Raw genomic sequence first — 19398 nt, forward strand, 5'->3', positions numbered from 1 at the left:
GGTCCAACTAAATTTCATGGTACATTTATATTCACAATACACAAATGGCAGGAGAGACAAATATGCTACTCAATGCAAAAGAAATACTACTCAAGGAAATCCTCTATCAATATCTCAACCAATTAAACATGATTTGTCACTGTGAAAAGTGTATAGAAGATGTATTAGCGATTTCACTAAATCAAGTGAAGCCTCAGTATATAACAGATATCGATAAAATATCTTACAGTAAATCCGAGATGGTGGATAAACAGAAGAATACGGCCATGCTGGTCATTCTGACAGAAGCTGCTTCAAAGGTCACCACATTTCCAAGATGCGAAAATCGTCTGCCGATAAATAAGGATAACAATTGATCTGCCTAATTTGTGAGGGGCATTTTGTCGCTGCTTTTACATGGAAATCATTACTTCTATTAAATGATGATCATCTATGTATAGCATGTAAGCATCACCTAGAAAAAATTCAACGCCCGATTTGTCCAGCTTGTGGGAGAGCACAGTCGAATGATCAATTATGTCAAGACTGTTCCAGGTGGAAAGAACGCCCTGATTCTACTACAGTACTTGTGAAAAATAGGTCTGTTTATGCTTACAACGATTTGATGAAAGATGTCCTTTCCCGCTTTAAATTTCGAGGTGATACAGCTTTAGCTGAGCTTTTTAAACAAGATGTCCAAGCAGTATTTAAGCGCTCCTTTTCAATTAAAGAACCTGTGCTGATCCCGATTCCTTTAAGTAAAGAAAGGCTAAAGGAAAGAGGGTTTAATCAGTCAGTCATACTTGCTTCCTTGATTGGTCAGCCGATCCTGCAGCCGCTTGTGAAAATACATCAAAGCAAGCAGTCTAAGAAAAAGAAAAATGAACGTTTAGATCAAAAAAGAATGTTTCAAATCAAGCAGACAGATGCGATCGTTCAAAGGGATGTTATCTTAATTGACGACATCTATACAACGGGGGCCACCATTTATGATGCGGCAAGAATTTTAAAAGAAGCAGGTGCCAAAAGTGTTTCCTCTTTTACGTTGATCCGTAGTTAAAATTCAGGATAATTAACCGATAATAAGAAGAGAAAATAACGTAAGGGGTTTTGGTTATGAATCAATTGGCAAACTGTCCACAATGTAATCAGCTGTTTTTAAAAACCACCATCCAAACGGTTTGTAACAAATGCTTCGAAGAAGAAGAACGTTCTTTTGATATCGTTTATAAATTCTTGCGAAAGCAAAGTAATAGACAATCAACCATTGCTGAAATAGTAGATGCAACAGAAGTTGCTGAAGAATTAATCTTGAAATTTATCCGTTTGAAAAGACTTCAAATTAGTCAATTTCCGAATATCAACTATCCTTGTGAAAGATGTGGCCAACCGATCAGAAAAAACAAGCTGTGCAGCCAATGTGAACAGGATATTCATTCGCAAATGAGTCAAATGAATCAAGAAGAAGAGCGTAAAAGGGAGATTGAATCTAGGAAAAAAGACACCTATTATGCCATTAATCCTAAAAACGATTGATTCCCTAAACTAAGTTGCAGTTTGGTCGATAAAATGGATAGAATCAAGACAGACTGTAACGGAAAGCGAGAGGAATCCCGTGAAAATTAATCGATATGGAACACAACCAGTAAATCCTTACAAGAAAACATATGAGAAACAAACGTTGCAATCAAATCAAGCAAAATCAACTGATAAAGTCGAAATTTCTAAAAAGGCAATCGAAATGCAAAAGGTGCCGAATATCATGAAAGAACGCCAAGATAAAATAGACCAAATTAAAAAAAGCATTGAAGCCGGAACATATCAAGTAGATACAAAAGGCATTGCTGATAAAATGCTGAATTTTTATAAACAACAATAACAAAAGGGAGTAGCGTGAATGTCAGTTAAAATAATCATTGAAGAGCTGCATCGTCTCTATGGATTGCATGAACAGCTTTTGAAGCTGTCGAAGGATAAAACAGAAATGCTGAAAAGCAATGAGATTGATGCTCTTTCAGAGGTTCTGAATTTAGAGCAAAAATATATTCAAGCCATTTCTCAATTAGAAGAAAAACGAATTGAAGCCACAGTTCAATTTTTACAAAGTGATGAACCGCCAACCATCACCGCGTGTATCGAAAAGGCTGAAGGTTCGGATCAAGAAGAGCTCATTTCGTTATATGACAAATTAAATGACATCATGGTGGAACTGAAAGATGTAAATGAACTGAACAAACAGCTCATTCAGCAGTCGCTTCAATTTATTTCACTGACATTCGATCTCGTTAACCCTAATAAAGAAAATATGAATTACGGACAAAATGGTCTTGAGAGTTCAAAGCCTAAACAGCAGAGGGCTTTGTTTGATTCAAAGGCGTAAACAAGGAGGATACCAATGGGTTCTACATTCATGGGTCTAGAAACGGCAAAAAGAGGAATCACAGCCCAGCGTGCAGGGCTTTATGTCACATCAAACAACGTCTCCAATGCAAATACAGATGGCTACTCAAGACAAAGAGTTACCTTTAAAGCAGATAATCCTTATCCAGTCATTTCAGTTTATGACGGCAAGACGTATGGCCAAATGGGGACAGGAGTTCAAGTTGGAACCGTTGAAAGAATTCGAGACAGCTTTTTAGATCTGCAATTCAGAGATCATAACAATAACTTGTCTTACTACTCAACAAAATCTGATGCCCTTTCGCAAATGGAGGGAGTTATGAATGATTTGACGGATGAAGGCTTAAACAGAGCTTTTGATAACCTTTGGAAATCATTACAGGTCCTATCCGAAACAAAAAATGCCGATACAGCGTCTGCGCGTACAGTTGTTAAAACAAGTGCACAGGCTTTAGTAGATCAATTCCGTCTACTTAATTCGTCTTTAACAACGATACAAAAGAATTTAAAAACAGAACTCGATTCAACAGCCAAAAATGTGAACACGATTTTATCTCAAATAGATGAAGTGAACAAACAAATTGCAGCAGTTGAACCAAACGGGTATCTTCCAAATGATCTATATGATACGCGTGATGCGTTGGTAGATCAATTATCCTCACTTGTTGATATTAAAGTGAGCTATAATCCATCTGGCGGGAATGCACTCAAAATTGCTGAAGGAACTGTCAACATCGACATTATCGGTGCAAATGGACAATCTGCTGGAACGATTTTGAATGGCATTACGAGCGAAAAATCTGAACTGCAAATCTCCTATGATAACACAACGGGACTTGTTAACTCACTTCAATTCGGAACAACAACCATTGCAGCAGATCAGCTTCAAGTGAATGGTAAAGTAAAAGCACTTGTTGAGGCTTATGGTTACATGTCAAATGGTGCTGAAAAAGGCATGTATCCGGATATGCTTGCAGAGCTGGATGAAGTAGCACAAGTATTTATGGATACATTTAACGATGTGCATAAGCAGGGGTACACGTTAAATGGCACAAGTGGACAAGACTTCTTTGATATTGAGAATAACAATGAATTGAATAAAGGCTTAGCAGCTCGTATCAAAGTGAGTGATGTCATTTTAGCATCAACAGATAATATTGCAGCATCTCTCAATCAAACAAAAGGTGACGGTTCGAATGCTACAAAATTAGCAAATATACAAGACTTAAAGTTACCAATCGGCGGCAATACAACGACGATCCAGGATTACTACCAAAATGTCATTGCTGAGATGGGGATTCAAGGGAAAAAGAACATGACGCTAGAAAGCAGTTCAGCCGCTCTTGTCAATTCAGCCAATGAACGTAGAATGTCGACGAGTGCTGTTTCCATTGATGAAGAAATGACGAATATGATCCAATTTCAGCATGCATATAATGCAGCTGCGAGAGTTGTGACATTACAAGATGAAATATTGGATAAAGTAATAAACGGCATGGGTGTCGTAGGAAGGTAGGTATAGCTGATGCGAGTCACACAAGGTATGATTTCTCAAAACTCACTTCGTAATATTAGTAAAAGTTATGAAAAACTTTCTAAAATAAATGAGCAAGCACAAACAGGGAGACGTTTCACAAAAACGTCTGATGATCCCGTTGCAGCAGTAAAAAGCCTTCAATATAGCACAGCAATGTTTCGAAATGAACAATATCAAAAAAACTTAAATGAAGCACAAAACTGGATTGATACATCTGAAACAAGTGTCACTGAAATCATTGATATTATGTCAAATGTACGAGATAAAGTGCTTGATGCGGCTAACGGAACAAAGCAGCCAGAAGATTTAGCAGCTATCGGAGTGGAAATTGGCCAGATGAAGAAACAAATCATTGACGCAATGAACACTCAGATGTTAGGTAAATTCGTATTTAATGGAACGAATACAAATGTCAAACCAGTTGTCGAGAACGCAGATGGTACGTTTACGTTTAACTTTGAAAACTATACAGATGCAAATGCCGTTAAGTCGAACATTTCTGATGGTATCACTTTAAATGTGAACTCAAATCCAATTTCAGCGTTTGGTGGACAGTCTGCCAGCGGTCAAAATGTCATTGAAATGCTGACGGATTTAGAAAACTCATTGAAAAATGGAACGTTCGCAAATTCTGATGATGCGTTAGGAAGTATCGATCAGTTTAAAGAAGTGATGAGTGCTGAGCGCTCGGACCTAGGAGCCCGTTCAAATCGTGTTGACTTAGTAGGCAGTCGCTTGACTTCACAATTCGAAGTACTGAAAAATGCCAAATCAGATAATGAAGATGTAGAAAGTGAAAAAGCAATTATTGATCTTCTTCAACAAGAGGTTGTGAATAGAGCTGCTTTAGCAACGACGGCTAAAGTTATTCAGCCATCCCTTGTCGATTTCTTAAGATAATAAAAAGCATCCGTTGGGTGCTTTTTTGCATCATGGAGGTGTACCTATATGCAAATCCCTAGATTGTTAATGCAACAAACCTATGCAAAGCTGCAAATGTCGACAACTCCTTCTCGGCAAGAAGTAGAGCAGCCAAGAGCAGACCTTGAGATTCAGCAGCCCAGAGCCGTCATGAATATGACAAGGACACCGTCAAAATTAACAATAGATCAAACCGAAGCATTTGCCGATATGGATATCAAGTCGATTTTTAGACGATCTGAGGAATGGGCAGCTGAGGGGAAACGTGCTGTTGGAGAGGGAATGGGCCGAAGAGCGGAAGAAGGCAGTGAACTCATCAAGATCGAGAATGGTGGGAATGCAATTGCCGAGTTTGCCAAAATCAATGGCACCCCTCCAGCCAAACAATTCACCATTGGTGTGATCCCTTCATTCTTTAGTGTCAAAATTCACTATCAGCCATCTGAGCTTCAAATTGATGTGGAGCCTCAAAAAGCTATTATAGAGGCAACGCCTCATAAACCAATCGTTAACTACCAGCCAGGTAAGGTCAATATTGATATGTTACAATACCCAGATTTAAAAATAGAAGTTGACGAAACGGGCCAAAATGGTGATAAGGTATAGTTAAGAAAAATGAAAAAGGTCGTGAATTATGATCATTCAAACAAAATACCATGGTGAAATGACAATCAAAGAGGAGCAAATCATCAACTTCTCTAATGGAATACCAGGATTTCTAGATCAACAACAGTTTGTCATTTTACCTTTATCAGAAGAGTCTCCATTTTTAGTTCTTCAATCATTGAAAAACGCAGAGTTAGGCTTTATTGTCAGCAGTCCGTTTTTATTCTTCAATCAATATGAATTCGATCTAGACGAAACGGTCGTAGATATTCTAGAAGTAGAAGATGCCAATGATGTGGAAGTCATGGTGATCTTAACAATGGAATCTTCTATTGAAAAAACGACAGCCAATTTAAGAGCGCCTATTATTGTGAACCGGAAAAACATGAAAGCCAAGCAGGTGATTTTGCATGATTCAGCCTATCATACAAAACATTTGTTAGAGGTGGCATCCTCATGTTAGTTCTCTCGCGTAAATTAAACCAGTCGATTCAAATTGGCGATGATATTGAAGTCAAGATTATTTCAATCGAAGGCGATCAAGTGAAAATCGGGATTGAGGCTCCTAAGCACATTGATATTCATAGAAAAGAAGTGTACCTGTCTATTCAAGAAGAGAACAGTCGTGCTGCGAGTTTATCTGTAGATCTCCTCTCTCAATTATCCTCACAAAAAAAGTGAGGATTTTTTTATCTGATTCAGCTATCCTTCTCCACGTTTCTGTGTGGATGTTCACCATCTATATGAAACTTTAACAAATCGGTCCATCTATATTTAATTTGAAAATTCAAAGCCGATATAAAAGATAGATTAAAGCACAGGAGCTGAATAACTATGTCTGTTGGTAAGTTGACATCGCTAGAGCCAATTATCGATGCATTTCAAACCCGTGTTTCTAATAACCAGAATGACAATGTAAACTCTGATTTACAAGCAAATGGCAAGGTCGTTTCAAAAGAAGAAATTGAAAAAACGCTTCAAGGAGCAAACAAGCTGATTGAACCCACTCAATTTCATCTGCAATTTGAATTACATGAAAAACTCAATGAATATTATGTCAAAGTCGTAGATAACCAAACAGAAGAAGTCATTAGAGAAATTCCTTCCAAGGAATGGCTTGATTTCTATGCGGCAATGACAGAAATTGTCGGTTTATTTGTAGATAAAAGAATGTAAGTGAAGGGAGAACATAAAAAATGGTCAATCGAATTACTGGATTTTCAAATGTGTTTGATATTGATGAAATCGTATCAAAGCTAATGAAAACTGAGCAAGCACCACTTGATAAAATGACACGCCAGAAACAAACACTTGAATGGCAAAGAGACAGCTATCGCGAGGTGAACTCGAAAGTCAAAGAATTAGATGATTTGATCAACAGTTTAAACTTAACGCGTCCAAGTACATATGGCGCAAAAAAGGTGACAAGCTCAAATGAATCTGCTGTCACAGCAACTGGATCAACAAATGCTGCCTCTGGCTCAATCAATGTCACCCAATTAGCGACAGCTTCCGTCTTCAGATCATCTGGTACATCTGGATTTACACCAACAAATGGCACGTTTACATTCGAAGTGACGACACCAGATTCGACAAAACCGAAAGCGGTGACGATCAATACTTCTGATACCGATACAATTGATGACATCGTGAAAAAGCTGAACAACTCGCAATTAGGTGTGACGGCTTACAAAGGACAGATCTTTGACGGATCAAACTATGTCGATACGGTCGCTCTCACTTCACGGACAACGGGAGAAGGTGTCAGTATTAAAGCAGCTGATGGTAATTCAGCTTCATTCTTCACTCAATTAGGCTTCCAAGTGGATGGAGATAACAAATTAGTTGCGACCACTCAAGGGCAAAAAGCACAATACGAGATTAATGGTCTGAAAATGGAAAATAACAACAATACATTTGAGCAAGCTGGTATTACGTACGAGCTTAAAGGGACAACCGATAAGCCTGTCAGCTTAAACGTTTCAACAGATGTCGATACAATCTTTGATAAAATTAAACAATTTGTTGATAAATACAATGAACTTGTTGAGCAGGTCAATGGCAAAGTCAATGAAAAAAGAAATAGGGACTATCATCCTTTAACAGCTGAAGAGAAAAAAGCAATGTCTGACAAAGAAGTGGAGCTATGGGAAACGACAGCGAAGTCTGGCTTGCTGAGAAGTGATTCCATTTTACGAGGTGGTGCCTCTAAAATAAGAAGTGATTTTTATGCTGATATTACGACAAGTGATGGGAATAGAATTCACATGACACAAATCGGAATTACCACTTCAGATAAATATAAAGATGGCGGAAAGCTTGTCATTGATGAACCGAAACTAAGAAAAGCCATTGAAGAAGACCCACAGAAGATCAGTCAAATATTTATGTCAGGTTCGCTAAATGTGGATTCAAAAGATAAAGATAAAGCGCAGCAGCAATATCAAGAACAAGGAATCATTCATCGTATCAAAAATTCCTTATCAGCCTTCACGAAGAGCATTCAAACTAAAGCTGGCAGCACAACAATGCAATTAAAGGAATACGGACTTGGTAAGGACCTTGATTCTTTAACAAAACGAATGGATACATTCCAAGATCGTTTAAAAATGGTTGAAACCCGCTACTACAAAAAGTTTAACGCCATGGATAGCGCGATTCAAAAGCTAAACAACCAATCTGGCTATCTTTCTCAACTGCTTGGACAATAATTGGAGGTTTATAACATATGGCAATACAGAACCCTTATGCCGCCTATCAGAAAAATTCTATTGAGACTGCAACACCTGCCGAGTTGACGCTTATGCTTTATGAAGGCTGCTTAAAGTTCATTAGACTAGCGAAGTATGCCATTCAAAAAGAGGATGCAGAAACGAGAAATGTGAACCTGAAAAAGGCTCAAAACATCATTCAAGAATTAAATGTTACCTTAAATCGTTCTTATGACGTATCAAAGAGTATGGCAAGTATGTATGATTACATTTATCGCAGACTGATTGAAGCCAATCTTCAAAATGACGAAGAGATGTTGAATGAAGTAGAGCAATACGTAACTGATTTTCGTGATGCATGGAAGGAAGTTATTCAAACCGATCGAAAAGGGCGCCACCACTCTATCGGGGGATCTCTATGAGTATTGTGGACCAGCTGTATGACCGAACATTAAAAATGGCAGCCGAAATAGCGGCAAATCCACAAAGTGACACCTTGGTTGAAGATTTTGATGCCTTTTTAATTGAGAGAGACGAATTAATGAGAGATATTCAGCATGAGCTGACGGATCAAGAAAAAGAGAAAATCAAAGAAATCATCCAAACAGATCAACAGATGGCGAAGCAATTAACTGTTATCCAAAATGGGATCAAAGCAGATATTCAAGCCATTCAAAAAAAGAAAACGAAACAGCTGAATTATCAAAATCCATACCAGCCTATGACGAGTGACGGCGTATATTACGATAAACGGAAATAATTAGGTGAGACCTGTGGCGTATCGTTCAGATGACTATATTTTATTAACCACATATTATGAACTTCTATATACGATAGAAGAGAGTCTAAAATATTTAGATGAAATTGAGAAGGATTTTGCTAAAACTGAAGGGGATCGGATCTTTAATGATCTGATCCATGCCTTCTTTCATTTAGAGACAACACATCCCCTTCTGCTTTCAATTATAGAAAATGAGCACTTTGCCAAAACGATTCGTTCGTTTGATCAAATTTTTTTAAGTTTTGATATACTAGCTTTCTATACATTCCCTTCAATACACTTCCAATCATTCCTTACATCATATTTTATACCTGAATATAGAAAGTGGATGGATGAAATACATGCCTGTATGAGGCCGTATGTCATTCATTAATTTTTGTTCAATTCAGACCATTCGGAGGAAATTATGAGACTAAAAAATCAATTTTTGTTTGGGCTTATTGTCATATGTGTATTGTTTGTCAGTATTTTAGGGTTCTCAAGCTTTATCTATTACAAAACAGATCAATCCTACAAGACGCTTCTCAGCAAAGAAGTGAAGCTTTATCAGACCTCACTGGAATTAGAGGCGCTTTTGCAAAAGCAGGAAGCGCAAATCAAAACCTATGTTGTCGTGCAAGATGCTGAAAATTTACAGAAAATTGAGCAAACATATGAAGAGATTAATAAAAAAACAACTGAAGCTTCAAAAATGAGCGCTGTCAAACAAGCAAAAAATCTATTAGATCAAATCTCAGAAAAAAATTATCTTTACTACACCTCAACGAACCGACTATTTAATTCATTGAATATGCAAAATCAAAAAGAATTCAACACCCGCCTCAGTCAAGAATTACAGCCTATCGAACAAGAAATACATACCTTCACAAAAGAATTTGCTCAAACCCAGTTGAAGCAACGTGACCAGAAAATCAATCAGCTCAATCAAGACAGTAATAAATTATTATTCACACTCATTCTAGTTAGTGCGGTCATTATTGTTGGCTTTTTGTTGATTGGGACAAGATTCGTTTATCGTATGACAAAGCCGATTGTGTCTGTCACAAATGCCGCGAGAAGAATGGCAGATGGTGATCTTACACTTGAAGAGATCGAAGTGACCTCTAAAAATGAGATTGGCCAACTCGGTACCGCTTTTAATCAAATGACGACTCATTTACGTCAGCTCATTTTACAGGTGCAACATGGATCAAGACAATTAGCTGATTCTGCTGCTCAGTTTGAGGAAACCATTCATGAAACCATATCGGCAAGTGAGCAGACGTCTAGTTCGATTGAACAGGTCGGTGAAGCTTCACGTGAACAATCAGACGCGGTCGGAAAAGTAGCTTCTGCGATTCAAGAAGTCTCGACTGGTATGCAAAATGCAGCTGAACACACATCCGATGTTTCGGGTCACTCAATTTCAGTGACTGAAAAGGCTGAAGAGGGTGCAGCTCTTATTCAGCAATTTGTAAAACAAATGAGCTCTATAAAAGCGTCTGTGAATGAACACCATTCCACAATGGCTCATGTACAAGGCCAGTTTACTGGCATTGAAGATTTGTTAGGTCATATCCATGCCATTGCTGACCAAACGAACTTGCTTGCTTTAAATGCTGCTATTGAAGCGGCAAGAGCTGGAGAACATGGAAGAGGCTTTGCGGTTGTAGCAGATGAAGTGAGGAAACTGGCGGAAGAATCTAGTCAGCTGACAGATCAAATTAGTCAATTACTCGCGAACGTGAACAAAGATACTGAAAAATCATCACATTCGATGACAAAGGTTGAGCAGGATGTAGCAGAAGGTGTGAAAGTATCGCAATTGTCTGAACAGAGCTTTCATGAAATTCTGGAATCTATTCGTGATATTTCAATGAAATCAGAAGAACTTTCAGCCACTGCAGAGCAAATTTCAGCTAGTACAGAGGAAATCTCTCAGACGGTTGGGGTCATCGAAGAAGGAGCCAAACGTAATTCAGAAGAGACGGAGTACATGTCTGCGGTTGTTGAAGAATCATTGGCGGCAAATGAAGAGATGAAAGCAGCGGCGGAAGATTTAAAAACCTTATCTCATTCGCTGAAAACATCCATTTCATCTTTCACGATTTAAACGTGAGCTGGTCTTTTTCAAGAATGAGCCGAATATATATTCATCACCTATCAAGCAACAGTTGAAGCACCGCAAAATTCGACAAATTTCAATGAATATTCACATTTTTTTTACGTTTGAGCAGGAGAAAAGGAGGGAAAAGTAGAAATAGGTTTACATATCCTTAATTTTAAAGGAGGCGTTCTTTACATGAATTACAATGTCAGAGGAGAAAACATCGACGTAACACCTGCACTAAGAGATCATGTCGAGAAAAAAATTGGAAAGCTGGAGCGTTATTTTGAAACAGACGTAGATGCTTCAGTCAACGTGAACTTGAAGTTTTACAATGATCAAGAATCTAAAGTTGAGGTTACCATTCCAATGACTGATCTAGCACTTCGAGCTGAGGTGCATAATGAAGATATGTACAATGCAGTAGACCTAGCAGCCAGTAAATTAGAACGTCAAATTCGAAAACACAAAACAAAAGTAAACCGTAAATTCCGCGAGCAAGGTGCCAAAAAACACTTATTTGCTGGAGGAAATGGGACGGCTGATGTAGCTGTTCAAGATGACGAAGAAATTGATGAAACAGAAATCGTCAGACAAAAACGATTCAATTTAAAACCGATGGATAGCGAAGAGGCCATTCTTCAAATGAACATGTTAGGTCATAGTTTCTTCGTCTTCACAAATGCTGAGACAAATTTGACCAATGTGGTCTATCGCCGAAATGATGGAAAATATGGACTCATTGAGCCAAACGCTTAATCTGATCTAAAAACAACCTAAAAAAAGTAAACCCGTTCCCTTCATAAGGGACGGGTTTTTTGTGCGAAATCATTGCAAATTCTTTGGAAATGAAGGAAGGTATGGTATGATAAATGCAGGTAAATATGGACCTGTCAATCTTTTGGACATGCCGAAAAATTGCATGAAATAGAGGAGCGTTATTATATGCTTGGAATCTTAAACAAAGTGTTTGATCCTACGAAACGTACGATCAGCAAATATGAAAAAAAAGCAAATGAAATCGAAGCTCTCGCACAAGATTTCGAGAAATTATCTGACGAGGCTTTACGAAATAAAACGATTGAATTTAAAGAAAAACTTGAAAAAGGACAATCCGTGGATGACCTGTTGGTTGAAGCATTTGCAACGGTTCGCGAGGCATCACGCCGCGTGACAGGAATGTTCCCGTTTAAGGTGCAGCTCATGGGGGGGATCGCGCTTCATGAAGGCAACATCTCTGAGATGAAAACAGGTGAAGGTAAAACGTTGACATCAACAATGCCTGTTTATTTAAATGCTCTTTCTGGAAAAGGCGTCCACATTGTGACAGTCAACGAATATTTGGCAAGCCGTGATGCAGAGGAAATGGGCAAGATTTTCGAATTTCTTGGCTTAACGGTTGGCTTAAACTTAAACAGCTTAGACAAAGATGAAAAAAGAGAAGCGTATGCCGCTGATATCACGTATTCAACAAACAATGAACTGGGCTTTGACTATTTACGAGATAACATGGTGCTTTACAAAGAGCAAATGGTTCAAAGACCGCTTCATTATGCCGTGATCGATGAGGTTGACTCCATCTTAATTGATGAAGCGAGAACACCTCTTATCATTTCTGGACAAGCTGCGAAATCTACAAAGCTTTACGTACAAGCCAATGCATTTGTTCGTACATTAAAAATAGAAGATGATTTCACATATGATATTAAAACAAAAAGTGTACAGCTGACAGAAAGCGGAATGACGAAGGCGGAAAAAGCATTCGGCATCGAGAACTTATTTGATGTTAAGCATGTTGCGCTGAACCATCACATCGCTCAGGCGCTGAAGGCACATGTTGCGATGCAAAAAGATGTGGATTATGTCGTTGAAGAAGGCCAAGTCGTTATTGTTGACTCTTTCACAGGACGTTTAATGAAAGGACGCCGTTATAGTGAAGGTCTGCATCAAGCTATTGAGGCAAAAGAAGGTCTCGAAGTGCAGAACGAAAGTATGACCCTTGCAACGATTACGTTCCAGAACTACTTCCGTATGTATGAAAAGCTATCTGGTATGACTGGTACAGCGAAAACGGAAGAAGAAGAATTCCGTAACATTTACAACATGCAGGTTGTGACAATCCCGACCAATCAACCAGTGGTTCGTGATGACAGACCTGATTTAATTTACCGCACAATGGAAGGTAAATTTAAAGCAGTGGCTGAGGATGTTGCGCAGCGCTATATGACAGGGCAGCCAGTTCTTGTCGGAACAGTAGCGGTTGAGACATCTGAGCTTATTTCTAAGCTGCTTAAAAATAAAGGGATTCCTCATCAAGTATTAAATGCGAAAAACCATGAGCGTGAGGCACAAATTATTGAAGAGGCTGGTCAAAAAGGAGCCGTCACCATTGCGACAAACATGGCAGGTCGTGGTACGGACATCAAGCTTGGCGAAGGCGTCAAAGAGCTTGGCGGTCTAGCTGTAATTGGGACAGAGCGTCATGAATCACGACGTATTGATAACCAGCTTCGCGGACGTTCTGGTCGTCAAGGAGACCCAGGGATTACTCAATTCTATCTCTCCATGGAAGATGAATTGATGCGCCGATTTGGTGCAGAGCGCACGATGGCGATGCTTGACCGCTTTGGCATGGATGACTCTACACCTATCCAAAGTAAAATGGTGTCTAAAGCCGTTGAATCATCTCAAAAACGCGTCGAGGGGAACAACTTTGATTCCCGTAAACAGCTTCTGCAATATGACGATGTACTTCGTCAGCAGCGTGAAGTGATTTACAAACAACGCTTTGAAGTCATCGATTCTGATAACTTAAAATCGATTGTCATCAATATGATTCAATCTTCAATTGAGCGGGCTGTTGGTTCTTATACGCCGAAAGAAGAGCTTCCTGAAGAATGGAAACTAGATGGGCTTGTTGAATTAATCAACACGAACTATTTAGATGAAGGAGCTATTTCGGTCAAAGATATTTATGGCAAAGAAGCAGATGAAATCACCTCCTTCATCATGGATCGTATTAAAGAAAAATACGATGCAAAAGAAGAAACATATGGTGATGAACAAATGCGAGAATTTGAAAAAGTCATCGTTCTTCGTGCGGTGGATTCAAAGTGGATGGATCATATCGATGCAATGGATCAGCTGCGCCAAGGGATTCATTTACGCGCGTATGCACAAACGAATCCGCTTCGTGAGTATCAAATGGAAGGATTTGCGATGTTTGAGCATATGGTTGCTTCAATCGAAGATGATGTAGCCAAATATGTCTTAAAATCAGAAATCCAAAACAACCTAGAACGTGAAGAAGTCGTTCAAGGTCAAACAACAGCTCATCAGCCTCAAGAGGGTGATGAGGAGAAGACAGTGAAAAAGAAGCCGGTACGTAAAGTCGTAGACATTGGACGAAACTCACCATGTCACTGCGGTAGCGGCAAGAAATATAAAAATTGTCATGGGAAGACAGAATAAGTAATGGAAAGAGGTGAAAACCTCTTTCTATTCATGTCAGCTCCCATACATCTATGAGGTGAAGGATATGGAATTAGTAGAAATTAGACAAGAGCTTGAAAATATGGCTAGCAGGCTAGCTGATTTTAGGGGGTCTCTTTGACCTCGAAACAAAAGAAGCCAAAATTGCAGAACTTGAAGCGACAATGTCAGAAGCTGATTTTTGGAATGATCAGCAAAAGGCACAAGGCGTCATCAATGAAGCCAATGCACTAAAGGATAATGTGAATGCATACCATGAGCTCAGTGAATCTCATGAAGAGCTGCAAATGACACATGACCTATTAAAGGAAGATTATGACGAGGAGCTTCATGCAGAGCTTGAAAAAGAGCTGAAGAACTTAACCAAGCAGTTTAACGAGTTTGAGCTGCAGCTTCTCTTAAGTGAACCATATGATAAAAACAATGCCATTCTTGAGCTTCACCCTGGTGCAGGCGGTACTGAATCACAGGACTGGGGTTCTATGCTTCTGAGAATGTATACTCGCTGGGCAGAGCGCAGAGGCTTTAAGGTTGAAACGCTTGATTATCTTCCTGGTGATGAAGCAGGAATTAAATCTGTGACATTGCTCATCAAAGGGCATAACGCATACGGGTACTTAAAAGCAGAAAAAGGTGTCCATCGTTTGGTTCGTATTTCTCCTTTTGATTCATCTGGCCGCAGGCATACGTCCTTCGTTTCCTGTGATGTCATGCCAGAGTTCAATGAAGAAATTGATATTGATATTCGGACAGAAGATATCAAGGTAGATACGTATCGTGCAAGCGGCGCAGGTGGACAGCACGTCAATACGACTGACTCTGCCGTTCGTATCACACACATACCAACCAATGTTGTGGTCACATGCCAAACAGAAAGGTCACAAATCAAAAACAGAGAACGTGCGATGAAAATGCTGAAATCGAAACTTTATCAAAGACGGATCGAAGAACAGCAGGCTGAATTGGATGAAATTAGAGGAGAGCAGAAAGAAATTGGCTGGGGAAGCCAAATTCGCTCTTATGTATTCCATCCGTATTCTCTTGTGAAAGACCATCGAACCAATACGGAGATGGGAAATGTTCAAGCGGTCATGGATGGAGATTTAGATTCATTTATCGATGCTTACTTACGTTCGAAATTATCATAAAAACTCGGCTTCTTGCTGGGTTTTTTTAATTGTGAGAAAATATAATGAATATAAAGGAATACATATGCCATACTGACTCTATATCCTTTGTATGATGAAATTAGCAAATAAAGGGGGAAATATTTTGGGATTAACACCATTACAAGAGACGTGGGATTTAGATGCCTTTTTTAAAGGAGGCAGTTCTTCACCAGAATTTAAAACATACCTGCAACACATTCAGCAGCTATTAGATGAATTAAGACAAAAGGTCGATGCCTTTTCAAAAGAAGATACACACATTGAAAGCAGGTTAACGTCTGTCCTTGACACGTATGAAACCACATATAAAAAACTGTCTCAAGCAGGTTCATTTGTATCCTGTCTTCAATCTCAAAATACAAAGGATATGAAGGCTGGCAGTCTTCGAGGTACGATAGCCAAGCTTGAAGCTGATTTAGGTACCATTCTTGCGCTGTTTGATCAAGCGCTTGCTGCCATCTCTCCTGGAAAATGGGAAGATCTCTTGAATTCAGAGGCCTTTTCAGATGTACGCTACATATTAAATGAACGCAGAGAGCGCGTGAAGGATCAATTGCCTGTTGAACAAGAAACGTTGATTCAAAAGCTAGCCGTAGATGGCTACCATGCGTGGGATGAGCTTTATTCTAGCTTGGTGAATAAGATTATGATTCCATTTGAACAAGATGGTGAAACGCAGATGATCTCTGTCGGCCAAGCGGAAAATGCGATGGATGATTCAGATCGTGAAGTCAGAAAGGCCGTATATCATAACTTAGAGCACGCATGGACACAGGATGAACATCTATTTGCAAGCACGCTTAATCATCTGGCAGGTTTCCGTTTACAAGTATATGAAGCAAGAGGCTGGGATCATATTTTAAAAGAGCCGCTTGATATTTGCCGGATGAAACAAGAAACCCTTGATGCAATGTGGTCTGTGATTGATGAACATAAGCAGCCATTCATTGATTACTTACATCGAAAGGCTGACATGCTTGGAGTGGATAAGCTAAGCTGGTTTGATGTTGGGGCTCCTATTGGCAGTGAAACCAAGATCTATCCCTATCAAGAAGCAGCTGCTTTTATTGTGAAACATTTCGCTGGATTTGGAAAAGAGCTTGCTGCCTTTACAGAAAAAGCCTTTAATGAACGCTGGGTAGAAGCTGAGGATCGTCCAAACAAACGAGTAGGCGGTTTTTGTACAAATTTTCCTGACAGCGGGGAGTCACGCATTTTTATGACCTTCTCAGGAAGTCCATCCAATGTGGCGACACTCGCGCATGAGCTTGGTCATTCGTTCCATCAGGAAGTGATGCAGGATGTTCGCATTCTTAATCGCAAATATGCGATGAATGTAGCTGAAACGGCGTCGACATTTGCAGAAATGATTGTGGCTGATGCTTCATTAAAAGAAGCGGCAAATGAAGAGGAGCGTCTCAGTTTGTTAGAGGATAAGCTTCAGCGGAGTGTAGCATTTTTCATGAACATTCAATCTCGTTTCTTATTTGAACAGAGTTTTTATGAAGAGCGTAAACAAGGAGAAGTGCCGGCGGATCGGTTGAATGAGCTGATGGTAGAAGCGCAGAAGGAAGCCTTCGGTGACTCTTTAGATGAATACCATCCACATTTCTGGGCGTCTAAGCTGCATTTCCATATCACAGGTGTACCGTTTTATAATTTCCCATACACATTTGGCTACATGTTCTCACTAGGGATTTATGCAAAAGCCTTGCGGGCTGGTACTTCGTTTGAAGAGAAGTACATTGCATTACTAAAGGATACAGCTTCAATGACAGTAGAAGATTTGGCTCATAAGCATTTAGGCGTCGATCTTACCCAAAAAGCCTTTTGGGAGGAAGCCATTGGTTTAGCTGTAGCAGACGCTGAAGAGTTTTTAGAAGCGACGAAAAAGTAAAAATGAAAAGCTCCTATTACGGGAGCTTTTTTGCTGGTTTTAGCCATTCAAGCATGGTCTGAATGATATCCTTTTGCTGCGTGAGGGCTAGAATGTCCGCAGGCTGATCACCTTTTTGTTTGCCGTACATGCCAAACTGAGCATGGTTCCCGCCTTTTATTTCATGGTAAACGGTTTGAGACGGCAGATTTGTTTTCGATTTCTTGATTTTCTCTTGTGTCGCAAGCCCATCCTTTTCACCTGATATAGAGAGTACGTTCAAGGACGATGATTTCAAGTTATCTGATGCTGGATAAGACGCAAAGAAAAAGAGACCGTCGAGCTTGCGCTGGTTTTTTTCTGCAAACATAGCGGCAGCTGTTCCGCCTAGTGAATGACCGCCAATATACCAGTGTTTGATCGTTTGATGAACTTTCATAATATCGTGTGCTTTGTTTGTATTAAAAATCGCAAACGAAAATGGCATGTCAGGGATAAAGACAGAATAACCTTTTTTCATCAGTTCATTCCCAATATAGGTATACGCAATTGGTTCCACCTTTGCCCCGGGATAGAGAATAATACCAGTATCGCTTTTTGCTGATGCAAATGTATACACATCGTTTTTATGTTCCACTTGCTCGATGTTCACTTGCTTTTTTAATGCGGCGGATGGTCCGTATGTAAAGCAGCTCCATGTATAGAAAGCACCAAAAGCCAAGATGATCAGTGCAAGTAATGTCATGCCTGTTATCTTCAGTATTTTCTTCATCGCATGTCCCTTCTTTCTCATGTACATATTAAATATACCATCATTTGCTCCTATGCCAAACGGCAAGCACGCTGATCCGTTTGTGTGATAAAGTATTAATCCATTAGCACTGCATTTGGCTGTTATTTACATTCGTTTTAGAAGGGCTTAAAATAGGTGTGCATTCAGAAGTAACGGAGGAAGAAAGACATGAAGCAGGGACATTCACAATTATGGATTGAAGCGAAAAATTACTTGTTCATTTTAATCGGATCAGCCATTGTGGCGATTGGATTTAATACGTTATTATTACCTAATCAGATTGCTGCAGGTGGAGTGAGCGGTATTAGTACGATTATGCAGTCATTCGGCTTTGAGGCGGCGTATGTGCAATGGGGACTCAATATTCCGCTGTTTATCGCTGGTTTTTATTTATTAGGCGGGACATTTGGCGTGAAAACGCTCGTTGGCTCTATTTTTTTACCTTTGATGGTGTTTGTCACAAGACATATTGCACCTGTGACACATGAAGCGCTCTTAGCAGCCATTTTTGGCGGAGTGGTGATTGGGATCGGAATAGGGCTCGTGTTCCTTGGAAATGGATCAACAGGTGGAACGGCGCTCGCTGCCAAAATCATCAATAAATATACAGGCCTCACGCTTGGCACCTGTTTAGCGATGATGGATGGCCTAATTGTCCTGGCTGCGATGACTGTTTTTGGGATTGAAGAGGGACTGTACGCTGTCATTGGTGTGTTTATTTCAAGTAAAACGATTGATGTCGTACAGGCCGGCTTCAGTCATTCGAAAATGGCGATGATCATTACAGGGCATGAGGATGAGGTCAGGCAGGCAGTATTTGATCAAATTGACCGTGGTGTCACAAAGATCTCAGCAGTCGGTGGATATACCGACCATGACCGTCCAATTCTGATGTGTGTCGTTGGGCAGTCACAATTCACAAAGTTGAAACAAGTGGTGAAAGCAATCGATGCATCAGCATTTGTCATCGTAATGGATGCAAAAGAGGTGCTTGGTGAGGGTTTTAAAAGGGCGTAAACAAGGATATAATAGCGTTGACCAAATGAT

22 protein-coding genes are annotated in these 19398 nt (G+C 39.6%); 21 read left to right on the forward strand and 1 reads right to left on the reverse strand.

Features of this window, described 5'->3' with window-relative positions; translation table 11 throughout:
* Positions 1-62 precede the first annotated feature (62 nt).
* From comFB to C6Y03_RS06275, 20 genes are all read left to right on the forward strand, one after another.
* Positions 63-356: a late competence protein ComFB gene (comFB, locus tag C6Y03_RS06180; protein WP_060597398.1), complete on the forward strand. Its 294-nt coding sequence runs from the start codon at positions 63-65 to the stop codon at positions 354-356.
* Positions 353-1039, forward strand: a complete 687-nt coding sequence (locus tag C6Y03_RS19145) for a ComFC family protein (protein ID WP_189288297.1) — start codon at positions 353-355, stop codon at positions 1037-1039. Before comFB ends, C6Y03_RS19145 begins: the two co-directional genes overlap by 4 nt.
* Before the next feature lie 56 nt (positions 1040-1095).
* Positions 1096-1515 (forward strand): TIGR03826 family flagellar region protein, encoded by a 420-nt coding sequence (locus C6Y03_RS06190; RefSeq protein ID WP_060597396.1) that lies wholly within the window; start codon positions 1096-1098, stop codon positions 1513-1515.
* Between the two features lie 79 nt (positions 1516-1594).
* Positions 1595-1858, forward strand: a complete 264-nt coding sequence (flgM, locus tag C6Y03_RS06195; RefSeq protein WP_003213252.1) for a flagellar biosynthesis anti-sigma factor FlgM — start codon at positions 1595-1597, stop codon at positions 1856-1858.
* A gap of 18 nt (positions 1859-1876) precedes the next feature.
* Positions 1877-2359, forward strand: a complete 483-nt coding sequence (locus C6Y03_RS06200; RefSeq protein WP_034660146.1) for a flagellar protein FlgN — start codon at positions 1877-1879, stop codon at positions 2357-2359.
* A 15-nt stretch (positions 2360-2374) separates the two neighbouring features.
* Positions 2375-3895, forward strand: coding sequence for a flagellar hook-associated protein FlgK (gene flgK / locus C6Y03_RS06205; RefSeq protein WP_060597394.1), 1521 nt, complete (start codon positions 2375-2377; stop codon positions 3893-3895).
* A 9-nt stretch (positions 3896-3904) separates the two neighbouring features.
* Entirely contained in the window at positions 3905-4816 is a 912-nt protein-coding gene (flgL, locus tag C6Y03_RS06210) for a flagellar hook-associated protein FlgL (RefSeq protein ID WP_066031682.1), read from the forward strand.
* A 48-nt stretch (positions 4817-4864) separates the two neighbouring features.
* Entirely contained in the window at positions 4865-5443 is a 579-nt protein-coding gene (locus tag C6Y03_RS06215; protein WP_034660143.1) for a DUF6470 family protein, read from the forward strand.
* A 28-nt stretch (positions 5444-5471) separates the two neighbouring features.
* On the forward strand, positions 5472-5906 hold the full coding sequence (gene fliW, locus C6Y03_RS06220) for a flagellar assembly protein FliW (RefSeq protein WP_034660142.1): 435 nt from the start codon (positions 5472-5474) through the stop codon (positions 5904-5906).
* The gene (gene csrA / locus C6Y03_RS06225) at positions 5900-6124 is read left to right on the forward strand and encodes a carbon storage regulator CsrA (RefSeq protein WP_003212955.1); all 225 of its coding nucleotides are present in this window, start codon (positions 5900-5902) and stop codon (positions 6122-6124) included. The genes fliW and csrA overlap by 7 nt, the downstream gene beginning before the upstream one ends.
* A 153-nt stretch (positions 6125-6277) precedes the next feature.
* Positions 6278-6619 (forward strand): flagellar protein FlaG, encoded by a 342-nt coding sequence (gene flaG, locus C6Y03_RS06230; protein WP_060597391.1) that lies wholly within the window; start codon positions 6278-6280, stop codon positions 6617-6619.
* Positions 6620-6639: 20 nt separating this feature from the next.
* A complete protein-coding gene (locus tag C6Y03_RS06235; protein ID WP_106039033.1) occupies positions 6640-8154 on the forward strand; it encodes a flagellar hook-associated protein 2 in 1515 nt (504 codons plus the stop codon).
* 17 nt (positions 8155-8171) lie between these two features.
* Positions 8172-8576, forward strand: a complete 405-nt coding sequence (fliS, locus tag C6Y03_RS06240) for a flagellar export chaperone FliS (protein WP_058013567.1) — start codon at positions 8172-8174, stop codon at positions 8574-8576.
* Positions 8573-8914, forward strand: coding sequence for a flagella biosynthesis regulatory protein FliT (fliT, locus tag C6Y03_RS06245; protein WP_106039034.1), 342 nt, complete (start codon positions 8573-8575; stop codon positions 8912-8914). The genes fliS and fliT overlap by 4 nt, the downstream gene beginning before the upstream one ends.
* A gap of 13 nt (positions 8915-8927) precedes the next feature.
* A complete protein-coding gene (locus C6Y03_RS06250; RefSeq protein ID WP_034660137.1) occupies positions 8928-9308 on the forward strand; it encodes a DUF8042 domain-containing protein in 381 nt (126 codons plus the stop codon).
* Between the two features lie 33 nt (positions 9309-9341).
* Entirely contained in the window at positions 9342-11027 is a 1686-nt protein-coding gene (locus C6Y03_RS06255; protein ID WP_106039035.1) for a methyl-accepting chemotaxis protein, read from the forward strand.
* Between the two features lie 189 nt (positions 11028-11216).
* Complete coding sequence (hpf, locus tag C6Y03_RS06260; protein WP_003213481.1) at positions 11217-11780, forward strand: ribosome hibernation-promoting factor, HPF/YfiA family; 564 nt, start codon at positions 11217-11219, stop codon at positions 11778-11780.
* Positions 11781-11966: 186 nt separating this feature from the next.
* Complete coding sequence (gene secA, locus C6Y03_RS06265; protein WP_034660134.1) at positions 11967-14492, forward strand: preprotein translocase subunit SecA; 2526 nt, start codon at positions 11967-11969, stop codon at positions 14490-14492.
* A 67-nt stretch (positions 14493-14559) separates the two neighbouring features.
* A protein-coding gene (prfB, locus tag C6Y03_RS06270) for a peptide chain release factor 2 (protein ID WP_106030559.1) occupies positions 14560-15661 on the forward strand; the annotation gives its coding sequence in 2 pieces (ribosomal slippage) (positions 14560-14631 and positions 14633-15661; 1101 coding nt in all).
* A gap of 124 nt (positions 15662-15785) precedes the next feature.
* Positions 15786-17579 carry a M3 family oligoendopeptidase gene (locus C6Y03_RS06275; RefSeq protein WP_106039036.1) on the forward strand — a complete coding sequence of 598 codons (1794 nt, stop codon included), beginning with the start codon at positions 15786-15788 and terminating at the stop codon, positions 17577-17579.
* A gap of 16 nt (positions 17580-17595) precedes the next feature.
* Here C6Y03_RS06275 and C6Y03_RS06280 read toward each other — a convergent pair whose 3' ends face one another.
* Positions 17596-18330 (reverse strand): alpha/beta family hydrolase, encoded by a 735-nt coding sequence (locus tag C6Y03_RS06280; RefSeq protein WP_106039037.1) that lies wholly within the window; start codon positions 18328-18330, stop codon positions 17596-17598.
* A 189-nt stretch (positions 18331-18519) separates the two neighbouring features.
* Here C6Y03_RS06280 and C6Y03_RS06285 point away from each other — a divergent pair, with 189 nt between their 5' ends.
* Positions 18520-19368 carry a YitT family protein gene (locus C6Y03_RS06285; RefSeq protein WP_003212797.1) on the forward strand — a complete coding sequence of 283 codons (849 nt, stop codon included), beginning with the start codon at positions 18520-18522 and terminating at the stop codon, positions 19366-19368.
* Positions 19369-19398 lie beyond the last annotated feature (30 nt).

This window comes from Bacillus sp. LNXM65 (assembly GCF_002998575.1).
Taxonomy (GTDB): Bacteria; Bacillota; Bacilli; order Bacillales; family Bacillaceae; genus Bacillus.